General features: G+C 65.9%; 13 protein-coding genes and 1 tRNA gene. 7 read left to right on the top strand and 7 right to left on the bottom strand.

Going from position 1 to position 14,631, the window contains the following annotated elements:
- Window positions 1-2 precede the first annotated feature (2 nt).
- The 3 genes from groES to FY036_RS13140 all read right to left on the bottom strand — a co-directional run bounded on the left by groES (window position 3) and on the right by FY036_RS13140 (window position 2,382).
- On the bottom strand, window positions 3-299 hold the full coding sequence (gene groES / locus FY036_RS13130) for a co-chaperone GroES (protein WP_148915182.1): 297 nt from the start codon (window positions 297-299) through the stop codon (window positions 3-5).
- Window positions 300-460: 161 nt separating this feature from the next.
- Window positions 461-1,669 carry a BaiN/RdsA family NAD(P)/FAD-dependent oxidoreductase gene (locus tag FY036_RS13135; protein ID WP_148915183.1) on the bottom strand — a complete coding sequence of 403 codons (1,209 nt, stop codon included), beginning with the start codon at window positions 1,667-1,669 and terminating at the stop codon, window positions 461-463.
- 5 nt (window positions 1,670-1,674) lie between these two features.
- Window positions 1,675-2,382, bottom strand: a complete 708-nt coding sequence (locus FY036_RS13140) for a type 1 glutamine amidotransferase (RefSeq protein ID WP_148915184.1) — start codon at window positions 2,380-2,382, stop codon at window positions 1,675-1,677.
- Window positions 2,383-2,463: 81 nt separating this feature from the next.
- Between FY036_RS13140 and FY036_RS13145 the strand changes: the two genes are divergently transcribed.
- Window positions 2,464-3,060 (top strand): hypothetical protein, encoded by a 597-nt coding sequence (locus FY036_RS13145; RefSeq protein WP_148915279.1) that lies wholly within the window; start codon window positions 2,464-2,466, stop codon window positions 3,058-3,060.
- A 5-nt stretch (window positions 3,061-3,065) separates the two neighbouring features.
- On the opposite strand, the gene FY036_RS13150 is transcribed toward FY036_RS13145, so the two are convergent.
- A complete protein-coding gene (locus FY036_RS13150) occupies window positions 3,066-3,728 on the bottom strand; it encodes a GyrI-like domain-containing protein (protein WP_148915185.1) in 663 nt (220 codons plus the stop codon).
- On the opposite strand from FY036_RS13150, the gene FY036_RS13155 reads away from it, so the two are divergent.
- The 3 genes from FY036_RS13155 to FY036_RS13165 all read left to right on the top strand — a co-directional run bounded on the left by FY036_RS13155 (window position 3,687) and on the right by FY036_RS13165 (window position 6,835).
- Window positions 3,687-4,421, top strand: coding sequence for a 16S rRNA (uracil(1498)-N(3))-methyltransferase (locus FY036_RS13155; RefSeq protein WP_148915186.1), 735 nt, complete (start codon window positions 3,687-3,689; stop codon window positions 4,419-4,421). The two genes, FY036_RS13150 and FY036_RS13155, sit on opposite strands and share 42 nt — an antisense overlap.
- Before the next feature lie 118 nt (window positions 4,422-4,539).
- Window positions 4,540-5,913: a glutamate--cysteine ligase gene (locus FY036_RS13160; RefSeq protein ID WP_148915187.1), complete on the top strand. Its 1,374-nt coding sequence runs from the start codon at window positions 4,540-4,542 to the stop codon at window positions 5,911-5,913.
- Window positions 5,914-5,965: 52 nt separating this feature from the next.
- Window positions 5,966-6,835 (top strand): DUF937 domain-containing protein, encoded by an 870-nt coding sequence (locus FY036_RS13165; RefSeq protein ID WP_148915188.1) that lies wholly within the window; start codon window positions 5,966-5,968, stop codon window positions 6,833-6,835.
- 101 nt (window positions 6,836-6,936) lie between these two features.
- On the opposite strand, the gene FY036_RS13170 is transcribed toward FY036_RS13165, so the two are convergent.
- Entirely contained in the window at window positions 6,937-7,227 is a 291-nt protein-coding gene (locus FY036_RS13170) for a DUF1127 domain-containing protein (protein WP_148915189.1), read from the bottom strand.
- 188 nt (window positions 7,228-7,415) lie between these two features.
- Between FY036_RS13170 and FY036_RS13175 the strand changes: the two genes are divergently transcribed.
- Both FY036_RS13175 and xseA read left to right on the top strand, forming a co-directional pair.
- Window positions 7,416-8,372, top strand: coding sequence for a LysR substrate-binding domain-containing protein (locus FY036_RS13175; RefSeq protein WP_148915190.1), 957 nt, complete (start codon window positions 7,416-7,418; stop codon window positions 8,370-8,372).
- Window positions 8,373-8,424: 52 nt separating this feature from the next.
- Window positions 8,425-9,990 (top strand): exodeoxyribonuclease VII large subunit, encoded by a 1,566-nt coding sequence (xseA, locus tag FY036_RS13180; protein WP_148915191.1) that lies wholly within the window; start codon window positions 8,425-8,427, stop codon window positions 9,988-9,990.
- 48 nt (window positions 9,991-10,038) lie between these two features.
- Here the strand turns inward: xseA and FY036_RS13185 are convergent.
- Window positions 10,039-10,115: transfer RNA gene (locus FY036_RS13185), tRNA-His, on the bottom strand.
- Between the two features lie 217 nt (window positions 10,116-10,332).
- Window positions 10,333-10,788 (bottom strand): phasin, encoded by a 456-nt coding sequence (locus FY036_RS13190; protein WP_148915192.1) that lies wholly within the window; start codon window positions 10,786-10,788, stop codon window positions 10,333-10,335.
- Window positions 10,789-11,043: 255 nt separating this feature from the next.
- Between FY036_RS13190 and FY036_RS13195 the strand changes: the two genes are divergently transcribed.
- The gene (locus FY036_RS13195) at window positions 11,044-14,556 is read left to right on the top strand and encodes a histidine kinase dimerization/phospho-acceptor domain-containing protein (protein WP_148915193.1); all 3,513 of its coding nucleotides are present in this window, start codon (window positions 11,044-11,046) and stop codon (window positions 14,554-14,556) included.
- The last annotated feature ends 75 nt before the right edge of the window (window positions 14,557-14,631 follow it).

A 14,631-nucleotide genomic window follows, 5' to 3' on the forward strand; every position in this document is an offset into this window, starting at 1 on the left:
CGTCAGCCGATGATGCCCATGATGTCGGATTCCTTCATGATCAGAAGGTCTTCGCCATCGAGCTTCACTTCGGTGCCGGACCACTTGCCGAACAGGACGCGGTCGCCGGCCTTGACGTCCAGCGGAACGAGCTTGCCGGCTTCGTCGCGAGCGCCGGAGCCGACAGCGATGATTTCGCCTTCCTGCGGCTTTTCCTTGGCGGTGTCCGGGATGATGATTCCGCCTTTGGTCTTCTCTTCGGAATCGACCCGGCGAACGACCACGCGGTCATGGAGCGGGCGGAATTTCGACTTTGCCATGTCTCTGGTGTCCTCGATAAGGATAGGTTAAACGGTTCCTCCGTCCGGCTGGCGCCGGATCGTGGTTAGCACTCACCAAGGGAGAGTGCTAACATGAGCGGTGAGATAGTCACTGTGCCTGCCTGAGTCAAGAAGATCGACGCGCGTCACGGTCAGGCGGGTTAGTTCGCCCGCTCCGCAATGGCGGTGCCGGCCGCCCAGCCGGACGACCACGCCCACTGGAAATTGTAGCCACCGAGCCAGCCGGTCACGTCCACCACCTCGCCGATGAAGTAGAGGCCGTCCACGGCCTTGGCCTCCATCGTGCGGGAGTTCAGGCCGTCGGTGTCGACGCCGCCCAGCGTGACCTCGGCGGTGCGGTATCCTTCGGAGCCTATGGGACAGACCTCCCACCCCTGCACCGTCGCCGCGATTTCGGCCAGCTTGCGGTCGCTTGCCCCGCCCATCGTGCCGGACCAGCCATGCGCCTGCGACAGGTATGCGGCGAGGCGCTTCGGCAGGATTTCGGCGAGAGCATTGGCGATGCTGCGGCGGCCGTTCTCGCGCTTGGAGGCCAGCAGCGCGGCGGCCACGTCTTCCCGCGGCAGAAAGGCGATGCGGATGGGCTGCTTCTCGCGCCAGTAAGACGAGATTTGCAGGATGGCCGGCCCCGACAGACCGCGATGGGTGAACAGCAGCGCCTCGTCGAACGTGGCTTTGCCACACGACACCCGGACGTCGGCTGCAACGCCCGCGATCTCGCTAAAGCCGGCCAGCATGTCCTCGCCAAAGGTCAGCGGGACGAGGCCCGCCCGGGTTTCGGTCACGGCGAGGCCGAACCGCTCGGCGATCTGATAGCCCAGCCCGGTCGCGCCCATCTTGGGGATAGACTTGCCGCCGCAGGCCACGACGAACTGACGGCAGCGGACCCTTGCCGCCCCCTCCCCGCCGAGCGTGACAGCGAAGCCGCCATCGACCCGCTCGATGCCTTCGAGCGTAGTCTTGAGCCGCAATTCGCAGCCCGCCCGGTCCATTTCGTCGAGCAGCATCGCGATGATGTCTTTGGCCGAGTTGTCGCAGAAGAGCTGGCCAAGCGTCTTTTCGTGATAGGCGATGCGGTGCTTCTCTACGAGCGCGATGAAATCATGCTGGGTGTAGCGCCCCAGCGCGGACTTGGCGAAGTGCGGGTTCCGGGACAGGAAGTTGCGCGGACCGGAACCGAGATTGGTGAAGTTGCAGCGGCCGCCGCCGGAAATGCGGATCTTCTCGCCGGGTGCCCTGGCGTGGTCGACCAACAGCACGCGACCGCCGCGCGCAGCGGCATGAATGGCGCACATCATGCCCGCCGCGCCTGCGCCGAGAATGACGGTATCGAAGGTTTCAGCACGCATGCCGGCTAGCGGGTCCCGATGGTGCGCACCCAGTTGCGCGCGATCGCCAGACCGGCGTCGTCGGCCTCGGGGCCGAAGCGTGCGGCCTCCACAGGATGACGCTGCGGCCAGCCGGGCTGGCGCTCGGCAAGCCAGCCGGTGAACTCGGCGTTCCATCGCTCGACCAGCTTTCGGTCGGCCTCGAAGTGGAACTGGATGCCGTAGGCGGCGCGGCGAATGCGGAACGCCTGATTGTGAACGTCGAGATTGCCGGCGAGCCGCACCGCGCCGCGTGGCAGGACGAACGTGTCGTCGTGCCACTCGAAGATCGGGAACGATGACGGCAAGCCGGCGAAGACGGGATCGGCCTCTCCGTCTTCGGTGAGCTCGACATGCCGCCAGCCGAACTCGGTTGCGCCGCCGATGATGTTTTCGGCCCCATAGGCACGCGCCAGAAGCTGGGAGCCGAGGCAGATGCCGAGTACGGAGCGGTCGGCATCGGCGAAATCGCGCATCAAGCCGCTGAGCTGCGGCAGCCACGGAGACACATCGTCTGCCAGCGCGTTCTGCCCGCCTCCCAGCACCACCAGCGCGTCAAAGCCGTAGATACCAACCGGCAGGGCGTCGCCTTGCTGGGCGCATACCGTCTCGATATCCGCGCCTGCCTCGTCAAGCGCGGTCTCCACCTGCCCGAGGCCGGTGCCATCGAAATTCTGGACGACGAGAACGCGCATGAAGCCTTCCGGATTCGGGTGGTGTGGAAATGCGCGGCGAGCGATAGCATGGGCGACGCAGACGGCAAAGGGAGGCGCGCCGTGCCATTGCAGAACCGGGTCGATCCGTTCGGGGCGATCCACGCGGTCGGGCCGCGCGGGCTGTTTACCGGCAATCGCGGCGTCATCCACGATCCGGAGACGAAGACGCTGCTTTCGCGCCGCTGGACGACGAAAGCGTGGATTATCTGCGATCTCGTTCACCCGCGGGGGACAGGGCGCGAACCGATGGGGCGCAACGCGCCCTCAGGCGGCGCGGGCTGGACCGAACTGTTCTTCCTGGATGAGGTGACCGCGCTGGCTGCGGGGTATCGGCCCTGCTTCTATTGCAGGCGTGAGGCCGCGCAGCACTTCCAGCGCTGTTGCGGGGCGGCGAACGCGCCGGCGATGGACTTAGTCCTGCATCGGGAGCGACTGGGCGCGCGGCGCCCTGTGACGGCCACCCTGCCGGACGGTGCGATGATCGCGGCGGGCAATGCCGCCTATGCCGTACGCGCTGGCAAAGCATCGCGGTGGAGCTTCGACGGCTATGGCAGGCCGGAACCGCTGCCCGAGGCGGCGCATCTTCTGACGCCGCTCTCGACGGTAGCGGCGCTGCGGACAGGCTACCGGCCGGTCTGGCATGGCAGTACCGGCTGAAGTAATCAGTCCGCGATCTTGATCGCAACCGTCGTGACCAGATCGTTCGGATCTTCGACTTCGGCCGGGTTGTTCTCGTAGATCTCGACGCGCGCGGCGAAGCGTTCGCCTTCGGGCGTTGCGGACGAATCCCAACGCAGGCCCTTCTCCCGCGCCCAGCCGACGAGAACAGCATTTACGTCGAACAAGGCATCGTAGGGACCGGTCCAGGTGACCTGCGCGTAGCGGCCGGCAGGTAGAACGCCAGCGACGAGCCCAGGGCCGGCCGTCATATCTTTTGCAACGAGAACCGCGAACTCGATCTCGCACTTGCCCTCCATGTCGATGAGATCATACTTGAAAAAGGCGGCACCGACCGGTTCCACACCGTTTGCGCCCAGCCAGCCGAACAGAGTTTGAAACGCCTTGTCCACAGCTGGCTTCATCTCGGCCATGGCGATGCGGGCGCGCACCGCAATGTAAGGCTGCGGCTTGCGCTCGACGACGGCGGGAAGTGACAGCATCTGGTTCCTCCTGATAAATTCGTTTGTTATTGCAAGACGCGCGGCAAGCTGCTCGCCCGACAACCAACCGGAAAAGTCCGCCGCCAGCTTGACGGAACCTCCCGCACGCGCAATCCACATTCCATGCGCGCAAACTACAGAATGCAGCGGCTGTTCGTGCCGCACGCTCTCGCGGCCGGTGCCGAGTTCGACGCCGACAAGGGGCAGAGCCATTACCTCACCCATGTGCTGCGCATGGTGCAGGGCGGCGAGCTTCTCGTGTTCAACGGGCGCGACGGCGAATGGCGCGCGACGATCGCCGTCGTCGGCAAGAAGGCCGTGCGCATCGCCGTCGAGACGCAGGAACGCCCGCAGCAGCCGACGCCCGATCTGGTCTACGCGTTCGCGCCGCTGAAGGTCGGGCGGCTCGACTATCTCGTCCAGAAGGCGGTGGAGATGGGCGCGGGCGTGCTCCAGCCGGTCATCACGCAGCATACGCAGGCGCCAAAGGTGCCGCTGGAAAAGTTCGAGGCCAACGTGATCGAGGCAGCCGAGCAGTGCGGCGTGCTTGCCGTTCCTGCCGTGCGCCCACCTGTCAAGCTCGACCGCCTGCTGGGCGACTGGGAGCTTGGGCGCAGGCTGATCTTCTGCGACGAGGATGCGGCCACGAACAACCCCCTGCCCGCGCTTCAAAGCATCGAGGAACGCAAGCTCGGCCTGCTGATAGGACCGGAAGGGGGCTTCTCGGACGAAGAGCGGCGGATGCTGCGCGCGTTGCCCTTCGTGACGGCCATTCCGCTCGGCCCGCGCATCCTGCGCGCGGACACGGCAGCCGTCGCCGCACTGGCGCTGATGCAGGCGACCATCGGCGACTGGTAGGTTCAACCAACCGTCAACGACCTGTCAGGATTTTTCGCTTGATCGCGGCCCGGTCTTGCGCTCAACACTCGCGCGCCGTCGAGATGATCGGCCGGCCGGAGCATCTTGAGGAAACGACATGGCGCGCGATACGACCGATTTCCGGCCGATAGAGAATATGGACGAGCTCGTTTCCTATCTTGCCGCCGGAAACAAGCCGCGCGACCAGTGGCGGATCGGCACCGAGCACGAGAAATTCCCGTTCTATGTCGATGGCCACGCCCCCGTGCCCTATGGCGGCGAGCGCGGCATCAAGGCGCTGCTGGAAGGCATGCAGCGCGTGCTGGGCTGGGAGCCGATCATCGATGCGGGGCACATCATCGGCCTCGTGGAGCCGACGGGACAGGGCGCGATCAGCCTGGAGCCGGGCGGGCAGTTCGAGTTGTCTGGCGCGCCGGTCGAGACGATCCACCAGACCTGTCGCGAGGGCAACGCGCATCTGGCGCAGCTGCGCGAGATAGCCGAGCCGCTGGGAATCCGCTTCCTCGGGCTGGGCGGCAGCCCGAAATGGACGCTGGCCGAAACGCCGCGCATGCCAAAGTCGCGCTACGACATCATGACCGCCTATATGCCGAAGGTCGGCACGCACGGGCTCGACATGATGTACCGCACCTGCACCATACAGGTGAACCTGGACTTCGAGAGCGAAGCCGACATGCGCCGCAAGATGCAGGTGTCGCTCAAGCTCCAGCCGCTCTCGACGGCGCTGTTCGCCAACTCGCCGTTTACCGAGGGCCGGCCCAACGGCCTGCAAAGCTGGCGAGGCGAAAACTGGCGCGACACCGACAACCAGCGCGCGGGCCTGCTCGACTTCTGCTTCTCGCCGGATTTCGGCTTTGCCGACTATGTCGACTGGGCGCTCGACGTGCCGATGTACTTCCTCATCCGCGAGGGGCGCTATTTCGACGTTACGCACGTCACGTTCCGCCAGTTCATGGACGGGGCGTTGAGGAACGAGGTTCCGGACGGCCTGCCGACGATGGGCGACTGGGCCAACCATCTTTCGACGCTTTTCCCCGACGTGCGGCTGAAGCGCTTCCTCGAAATGCGCGGGGCGGATGGCGGACCGTGGCGACGCATCTGCGCCCTGCCCGCTTTCTGGGTGGGGCTGCTGTACGACCAGGCCGCGCTCGACGCAGCAGAGACACTGACGAAGGACTGGACCTACGCCGATGTCGCCGCGATGCGCGACGCGGTGCCGGCGCATGGGCTGTCCACGCCCTTCCATAACCGCACGCTGCGCGAGGTCGCGCGCGAAGTGCTGGAAATCTCCCGGACGGGGCTCGTCAATCGCGGACGCAAGAACCGTGACGGCTACGACGAGACCAGTTTCCTCGCGCCGCTGGACGAGGTCGTCGCGCGCGGCACCACCAGCGCCGAGGAGATGCTGCGGGCCTACCACACGCGCTGGGGCGGCTCGATCGAACCGGTGTTCCTCGAATACGCCTATTGAGCCGCGACGGCTTTGCGCTAGTCTTCCTGTCGGCCGACAGGAGGATATCGCCATGCTGCCCCTATTCGACATGCTCGCCAGTGCCCAGAACGGCAACGCGATCAACCAGATGGCGAGGCAGTTCGGGCTGTCGCAGCAGCAGGCGCAGCAGGCGATGGAAGCCCTGCTGCCGGCCTTCAGCCAGGGGCTGAAGCGCAACGCCTCCAACCCCTACGACCTCGGCGCGTTCCTGAACGCGCTGTCTTCGGGCCAGCACGCACGATATTTCGACGACGCCTCAAACGCGTTTTCGCCGCAGGGCATGGCCGAAGGCAACGGCATCCTCGGCCACCTTTTCGGCTCAAAGGAGCTTTCGCGTGCGGTGGCGGCGCAGGCCGCGCAGGCCACCGGCATCGGCCAGGAGGTGCTGAAACAGATGCTGCCCGCGATGGCGACGATGATCATGGGCGGGCTCTTCAAGCAGTCCACCGGACAGGTGCAGGGCGCAGGCTTCGGAGGGCAGGGCAACCCGCTGCAGGAGATCATCGAACAGATGATGCGGCAGGGCGGCGGCGCGGCGCGCCAGACCCCTCGCCCCGAGGCCCCGCAACCCGATCTCAACCAGTTCGACAACCCGTTCGGCAAGATACTGGAGGGCATGTTCGGTGGCGGCCAAGCCCAGCGCCCGACGCAGCAGGCGCCGCAAAGCCCGTTCGACAACCCGCTGGGCAAGATCTTCGAGGATATGATGCGCGGTGGGCAGCCGCAGGCCGAGCCGAAGGCTTCGCCCAAGAATACGAACCCCAGCGGGCGCACGCGCACGCCCTATGACGATCTCTTCGGCGACATGTTCGAGAGCGGACGCAAGACCCGGGACGACTATCAGAAGAACATGGAATCGATTTTCGACCAGTTTCTGGACGGGATGAAGCAACGCCGTTGAAGAAAAAGCCCGGCCGTCCCATTGGGAGGCCGGGCAGTGAGCAGGCTGCCGGAGGGGACCGGCGGGAGTGTGGGAGTTTGCCTGCGAAAACGTGAGCGCGATCAGCAGACGCGGCGCGCGCCTCTTTCGATGACGTAGCGCTCGCGGGCGTACTGGCTGAGGCGAGCGGTGGGATCGACCGTCATCGGCGCGCCCATCACCACTTCAAGATCCGTGCGCATCAGCCCGATATCGGCGAGCTCATAGTCGGAAAGTTGCGACAGGTAATTCACCTGTCGGCGGTTTTTGAGCGAACGAAAGAGCACGCGCATTGCCTCCATCAGACGCGCCACGGCGGCAACCGTGCGCGGCTCGGCACTGATCGCATGCGTGGGGTGGTCGAGGGCGGTCATGGCATGTCTCCTTCATGATCTGCGTGCGCGCAAACGGTGCCGCTCCCGGCGCGCTGGAGGACGCGGCGGGAAACCGGGACTGAAGATCGCACCTGCTGGTTTGAACAAGCAGACGATCTCATGGCGCCATTGATTAGTCTAACGAATGTTTTTAATGTATCGGATCAACGAACCTGATGGATTGCGCCATGGCATCCCCGCTCGACCTCGACCAGCTCCATACGTTCATCACGATTGCCGACACCGGCAGCTTCACCCGTGCCGCCGACGAGGTTCACCGCACGCAGTCGGCCGTTTCCATGCAGATGCGCCGGCTGGAGGAACGGCTTGGCAAGGCGCTGTTCGAAAAGGAAGGACGCACCAACCGGCTGACCGAGGAAGGCGAGCGATTGCTGACCTATGCGCGGCGGCTGCTGAGGCTGAACCGCGAGACGCTGGCAGCCTTCGACGATGCCAGCCTGGAGGGCCACATCCGCATCGGCACGCCCGACGACTATGCAGACCGGTTTCTGCCGGAGATCATGGCGCGGTTCGCGCGGTCCAACCCGCGTGTCGAGCTGTCGGTCATCTGCGAGCCGACGGTGAACCTGATGGACCACATCAAGCGAGGGCATCTCGACATCGCCCTCGTCACACACGACAGCGACAAGGGCGCTTCCGAAGTGGTGCGGCGAGAACCTTTGCTGTGGGTCACGTCTGCCAACCATTCGATCCATGCCGAAGACACGCTGCCGCTTGCGGTGGGGCGCACGACCTGCATGTGGCGCAGGGCCGCGTGCGACATGCTCGACCAGATGGGACGCGACTATCGCATCCTGTTCACCAGCTGGTCGGCGACCGTCATCATCGCTGCGGTGCTGTCGGGACAGGCCGTATCGGTACTGCCGGAGTGCGCGCTGCGGCCCGGCATGCGCATACTGGGCGACAGCGACGGCTTCGGCGCGCTGCCGGATGTGCGCATCGGCATCGTGCGCGGACATACCAACCAGCCAGAGCTGGTCGACGCGCTGGCCCGCCACATCGCCGACAGCCTCGACAACATCTCGGTGCCGGCTCCGGAAGAAAACGGGCAGTTCGATTTCGAATCGCTCGCGTTCACGCGCGTGAAGCGGCAGAAGCAGCGCAGCGCGATGGCGGGGTGGTGAGCAGCGGCGCAACACCCTTGACCTTGGCCGTCGCACTCTCCCCAATCCGCCGATGAGCGATATCCTGCCCTCCGATTCGCGTACCAACGCGGCCGAGTTCACCGTTTCGGAAATCTCCGGCGCGCTGAAACGCGCGGTCGAGGACCAGTTCGGAAATGTGCGGGTGCGCGGCGAAATCTCGGGCTATCGCGGGCCGCACTCGTCGGGCCACGCCTATTTCGCGCTGAAAGACGAGCGCGCGAGGCTCGAAGCCGTCATCTGGAAAGGCACGTTCTCGCGCCTGAAATTCCGGCCCGAGGAGGGCATGGAGGTCATCGCTTCCGGCAAGCTGACGACCTATCCGGGCTCTTCGAAATACCAGATCGTCATCGACAACATCGAGCCGGCCGGCGCCGGCGCGCTGATGGCGCTGCTGGAAGAACGCCGCAGGCGGCTGGCGGGCGAAGGCCTGTTCGACGAGGGGCGCAAGCAGCTTCTGCCTTACATGCCGCGCGTGGTGGGTGTCGTCACCTCCCCCACCGGAGCGGTTATCCGCGACATCATCCACCGCATCACCGACCGCTTCCCGATCCACGTGCTGGTGTGGCCGGTGCGGGTTCAGGGCGAGACGACCGGTGCCGAGGTGTCGGCGGCGGTGGAGGGCTTCAACGCGCTCGACCCGCTGGGACCGATCCCGCGTCCCGACGTGCTGATCGTGGCGCGCGGCGGCGGCAGCCTCGAAGACCTCTGGGGCTTCAACGACGAGGCCGTCGTGCGGGCCGTGGCGGCGTCGGACATACCGGTGATTTCGGCCGTCGGCCACGAGACCGACTGGACGCTGATCGACCATGCGGCCGACATTCGCGCGCCCACGCCGACAGGCGCGGCCGAGATTGCCGTGCCCGTGAAAGCCGAACTCGAGGCGACGCTGGCCAGCCTGGCCGCGCGGCTGCGCGGCTGCGTGTCGCGCCATGCCGACCGCAAGCGGCAGGCGCTGCGGGCCGCCGCGCGCGCCCTGCCCTCGCCCGACCAGCTGCTGGCGCTGCCGCGCCGGCGCTTCGACGAGGCGGCAAGCAGGCTGGTGCGCGCGCTGGCCTCCGGCACGGAAGCCAAGCGCCTGCATCTGCGCGGCCTGCGGCTTTCGCCTTCCGTCTTGCAGCGCCGCGTCGCCGAGGCGCGCCGACGGCTCGACCGGGATGGCGCGCGGGTTTCGCCGGCCGCATTGTCGCGCAGGCTGGACGCTCACCGGCAGTCGCTGCGCGTGCTGGAGCGGCATGGCGACGCCAGCCTGGACCGCAGCGCAGAGCGCCGCGTGGCAAGGCTGCACCGCGCCGAACTGCGGCTGCGAATCGAGCCGATCGAGGAGAAGCTGCGCGCCCGCAGGCGAAGGCTGGAACAGGCGGACCGGCTGTTGCGCAGCGTTTCCTACCAGTCGATCCTCGACCGGGGCTTCGCGCTCGTCACTGATGCAACGGGCGAGATCGTACGCCGCGCCGAGACAGTGGCGCGCGGCGACGCGCTGACGATCGAGTTCACGGACGGCAAGGTGGCTGCGATCGCCGCAGGCGGCGATGCGCCGAAGCCCAAGGCCCGGCCGGCCGCAAAGCCGGAAAAGGGCGGACAGGGCTCGCTGTTCTGAGGGTATGATCCGATAGAGGGTCACGCATCAGGAGATGATAGGATGCGATGGTACGGTTGGGTGGGCTCGAACCACCGACCTCCGGATCCACAATCCGGCGCTCTAACCAACTGAGCTACAACCGCACGCGCCATGTCTGGCTGGCGAGGCTCTTACGGGCAATCGGCATCGATTTCAAGCCCGATGAAACGTGTGCGACGCCCTAAAAAAAGGAAAAAGGCCGGGGGGAGGAGGACCCGGCCTTTTCCTATGAGAGACCGGCGGGAGGAGGTGCCGGTCTTAACCCGCGATTTGGAAGGGAGGAGGTTTCCGCTTCGCGAGTGTACTTGCCACCTGAACGCGTCAGGCGATCTTGAGTTCCTTCACGGACTTCTCGAAAACGTCCTTGAAGGGCCTGGAGACCTCTTCGGCAGCCTTGGTGGAGGCAGCCTGGAAATCCTTGGCCTGCTCGACAGCCGTCTCAACGCTCTTGCGCATGAAAGAGGTCTGGAGCTCGATGATCTCGGAAAGGGACTTGGCGCCAATGAGAGCCTCGAGATGCGAGAAACCGGCCTCGGTGTTGGCGCGGGCAGCCGCGATCGACTTCAGCGAGAACTCGCTGCCGGCAGCCTTGGCGGTCTCGAGGGTCGACTCGATCGCCTTCTGGGCGCTCTCGGCACCGGTCTTCAGCTTGGCATAGGCTTCCTTCGACTGCTCGACGCCCTTCTCGGCGAAGGCGCGGAACTGGTCGGTAGCCTTCTCGGCATCAAAGGTCGGGAATTCGATGGTCTCGGCGGTCTTCGTCGCTGCTTTGTTCATCGTTCAATCCTTTACACTGGGTCCGGCAACGTCCTATCGTGCGCCGGCTCGCTTGACTTGCTCATAATATAGGCGATCCTTTTGTGCATTGCAACATTTTTGTTGCATCGCACCAATCCGCGGCCGGGGAGATTAACCAAGGTACGAGATTCGCGCCGCCCGCCCCTTCGCCCGTGTGGACGCGGAACGGCCTTGCTTTTATTAACAAAGGGTTAATTGCGGGCAGTCGTCCGCCCGGAAAGCTCAGGTTCGCGCATGGCTTCAGGCCCCTACTCCTTCATCGACATCGCCGTCCTGGAAGAAGTGCGTGCGCGTTTTGCCGCAGGCGACGCGCTGGCAATCCTGACGATCGATCTCGACGAGGTGATCTGGGCGAACGGCCCGGGCGCGGCACTGCTTGGCTATCCCGATATCGACGCGGTGACAGGCGGTTCGCCCGGCCTGTCTTTTGCCGCAAGGCGGCAAATCTCGGCAACGCCGGGGTTCCCGCGGATGGGCCGCGACCGGTCCGTGCTGGTGCGTCTTGCCAGCGGCATGACCAGCAAGGCAGTGCAGTTTCTGGTCAGCGGCATCACGCTGCCCGATGGCGAGCCGGCGGTTCTGCTGGCGGTGCCGGGGCAGAAGGAAAATGACGGCTCGGCGGCGCGCGTAATCGAAGGATTCGGCGAGGCCGGCTATTTCGCAGCGCTTCTGGATGACAGGGCGCAGATCGGCGCCGCCTCGGACGGTTTCAACAGGCTGGGCATCGCGCAAGAGACACTTTCGCGGCTGGTCGCCGAGGTCGAGTACGAGAGCGACCGGCTGGTGAAGCGGATGATACCGGCGGGCGACGGCCTGATCCCGGCAGGCATCGCGCGACTGACCGACGAACCCGCCGTGCACCTGCTCGTGGCAGTAGACGAGCCGGCGGAAGCCGAGCGTGGCACCGCAATGCCGGTGGCAGAGGCCGTCCCGGTTACAGCGCAGCCGGAAGCGACCCATGAAGCGGTCGCCGAGGATGCCGAAGCGGCCGCACCTTCAGACGCCGACCTGCCGGAACGGTTGGTGGAGGATGAGGTCGAGGCGGAGGACACAGCCGCCGTGCTGCAAGCCGCACCCGTAGTGCCAATCGGGGAGGCTACACCGGACGACTGGTATTTCGACGACGTGACGCCTGCCCGTACCGACCTGCCCACGGGGCCGGTGCGCTTCGTGTGGCGGACCGATGCCGATGGTGCGTTCAGCGCGCTGTCGGACGAGTTCGTGGCTGCCGTGGGCAAGCAGGCGGCCAATGTGACCGGTCGATCGTTTGCCGATGTCGCCGCCGAATTGAAGCTGGACCCGTCGGGCGAGATCGCCGGGCTGCTGCAACGCCGCGACACGTGGTCGGGTCGGTCGGTTCTGTGGCCGGTTGCCGGCACGGAGATGCGTGCGCCGGTGGACCTCGCAGCGCTGCCCGTCTACAGCCGCGACCGCGTCTTCGAGGGTTTCCGAGGCTTCGGCGTCGTACGCATGGATGAGCTTGCAGCCGACCCGGACGCGCTGGGCATGCAGCTGATGCGCCGCAGGAAGCCGGTGCCGGCGCCGGCAGAGACGCCACAGCGGGACGCAGCCCCCGCTCCAGCGCAGGGTGACGACCCGTTCAACGGCGAGGTGCCAGCCATCGCCCGTGCGGACGGACCGGAACGGCGTGCGAGCGACAAGGTCATCCGGCTGGCGGAGCACCGGCCGGCCGCGCCTGCCGACCGGCGGCTTTCGCCCGGCGAGCGCAGCGCTTTCGAGGAAATCCGCGCTCGCCTGCGCGAGGATTTCGCGAAGAAGGAAGCCGAGCAGGAACGTGCCGGCGAACAGACCGCTGCCGCCCCGGTGGAGGCGGAGAGCGAGGCTGAAGGCGCGCAGGAGCAGCAGGAAGCGGCCGACGCGCGGACCAAGCCCGCATCACTGCTGGACGTGCGACCGGCCGACGAAGCGCCTGCCGCAACAGAAGAGAGCGAGGAGCAACTCACCGCTAACACAGTAGATAGCGGCGACGCCGACGAGGTCGATGCTGCCGAGGAGGCGACGGAAGAGTTTTACGACGAACCGCACCTTGCAGAACTCGCTGCCGCGCCGGCGGGCGACGACGAAGCTGAGACGGACGAAACGCAGGGAGCGGACGCGGGCGAAGAGCTACCCGTAGTCGCCAACGACGATGAGCCGCCGGTGGAGGAAGCGCCTGCCGCCGCAGATGCCCCGGCACCGCCGCAGGAAGAGAGTGTTTTCGCGCCATCGGCCGTGGCGGCGGAGGAAGGCCGGGCCAGTGTCGATACCGACCTTATCGGCGGCCTGCCGCTGCCCCTGCTGGTGCATGCGGGCGACGAGCTCTATTTCGCCAATCGCGAGTTCCTGAACCTCACCGGCTATGCCAGCCTCGACCAGATACGCCGCGAAGGCGGACTTGACCGGCTGTTCGCTGATAGCGGCCCGGACGAGACTACCGGACCCGACGGCCAGAAGCTGCGGCTACGCACGCTGGGTGGCGATGAGTTTCCAGTCGATGCGCGGCTGCAGTCCATTCGTTGGCAGGGCCGCTCCGCGCTGCTGCTGGCGCTGAACCGCGTGGAGCCGCCAGCCCCCGTTGCGGCGCCTGCCCCATCCCTGGCGACCTCGCCCTTTATCGGCATCGAGGAGATGGAACGGCGCGTGGCAGAGATGCGCACCATCATCGACACGGCGACGGACGGCGTGGTGCTGATCGCCAAGGATGGCATGATCCGCAACATCAGCCGGCCGGCCGAAGCGCTGTTCGGCTTCGACAGCGAGACAGTCGAAGGCAAGCCTTTCGCCTCGCTCTTTGCCATCGAGAGCCAGCGTGCTGCACGCGACTATCTGAACGGGCTGGCCGAGAACGGCGTGGCGAGCGTGCTGAACGACGGGCGCGAGGTGATCGGCCGCGAGGCGGAAGGCCGGTTCATCCCGCTGTTCATGACCATCGGCCGGCTGCCGGGCGACAACGGCTATTGCGCGGTCGTGCGCGACATAACCCAGTGGAAGCGCGCCGAGGAAGAACTGACCCAGGCCCGCACGCAGGCCGAGCGTGCCTCGTCGCAGAAGACTGAGTTCCTCGCCCGCGTCAGCCACGAAATCCGCACGCCGCTCAACGCCATCATCGGGTTTTCCGAACTGATGATGGACGAGAAGTTCGGACCGATCGGCTCGGACCGCTACCGCGACTATCTGCGCGACATCAATCGCTCGGGCAACCATGTGCTCGATCTCGTGAACGACCTGCTGGACATCTCCAAGATCGAGGCCGGCGAGCAGGAGATGAACTACGAGGCGGTGTCGCTGAACGACACGCTGGGCGAGACCGTCGCGGTGATGCAGCCGCAGGCCAACCGCGACCGCGTCATCATCCGGTCCAGCTTCGCCTCGCGCCTGCCAGAGGTGGTGGCCGACCTGCGCAGCGTGCGCCAGATCGCGCTGAACCTCCTGTCCAACGCCATTCGCTACACCCAGGCAGGCGGGCAGGTGATCGTGTCCACGGCCTACGAGACATCCGGCGACGTGGTGATGCGGGTGCGCGACACCGGCATCGGCATGAGCCTTTCGGAAATCGACCAGGCGCTGAAGCCGTTCAAGCAGATCAACGCGCTGAAGCGGGGCCGCCACGACGGCACCGGGCTGGGGCTGCCGCTGACCAAGGCCATGGTGGAGGCCAACCGCGCACGCTTCTCGATCTCATCCACGCCAGGCGAGGGAACGATGGTGGAAATCACCTTCCCCTCCACGCGCGTGCTTGCAGACTGAAACAGAGGCCCAGCCCCTGAAAATATGAGCTTTCTAGTTTAGAATAATTCCAAGCTACTGAAAGCATTACGCTTT

The organism is Neoaquamicrobium microcysteis (assembly GCF_008180155.1).
Lineage (GTDB): Bacteria > Pseudomonadota > Alphaproteobacteria > Rhizobiales > Rhizobiaceae > Aerobium > Aerobium microcysteis.

Bases quoted from the DNA above. Each gene is read 5' to 3' on its own strand.
- groES (WP_148915182.1), bottom strand. From the start codon at position 299: ATGGCAAAGTCGAAATTCCGCCCGCTCCATGACCGCGTGGTCGTTCGC.
- FY036_RS13135 (WP_148915183.1), bottom strand. From the start codon at position 1,669: ATGCGTGCTGAAACCTTCGATACCGTCATTCTCGGCGCAGGCGCGGCG.
- FY036_RS13140 (WP_148915184.1), bottom strand. From the start codon at position 2,382: ATGCGCGTTCTCGTCGTCCAGAATTTCGATGGCACCGGCCTCGGGCAG.
- FY036_RS13155 (WP_148915186.1), top strand. From the start codon at position 3,687: ATGCGCGCAAACTACAGAATGCAGCGGCTGTTCGTGCCGCACGCTCTC.
- FY036_RS13160 (WP_148915187.1), top strand. From the start codon at position 4,540: ATGGCGCGCGATACGACCGATTTCCGGCCGATAGAGAATATGGACGAG.
- FY036_RS13165 (WP_148915188.1), top strand. From the start codon at position 5,966: ATGCTGCCCCTATTCGACATGCTCGCCAGTGCCCAGAACGGCAACGCG.
- FY036_RS13170 (WP_148915189.1), bottom strand. From the start codon at position 7,227: ATGACCGCCCTCGACCACCCCACGCATGCGATCAGTGCCGAGCCGCGC.
- FY036_RS13175 (WP_148915190.1), top strand. From the start codon at position 7,416: ATGGCATCCCCGCTCGACCTCGACCAGCTCCATACGTTCATCACGATT.
- xseA (WP_148915191.1), top strand. From the start codon at position 8,425: ATGAGCGATATCCTGCCCTCCGATTCGCGTACCAACGCGGCCGAGTTC.
- FY036_RS13190 (WP_148915192.1), bottom strand. From the start codon at position 10,788: ATGAACAAAGCAGCGACGAAGACCGCCGAGACCATCGAATTCCCGACC.
- FY036_RS13195 (WP_148915193.1), top strand. From the start codon at position 11,044: ATGGCTTCAGGCCCCTACTCCTTCATCGACATCGCCGTCCTGGAAGAA.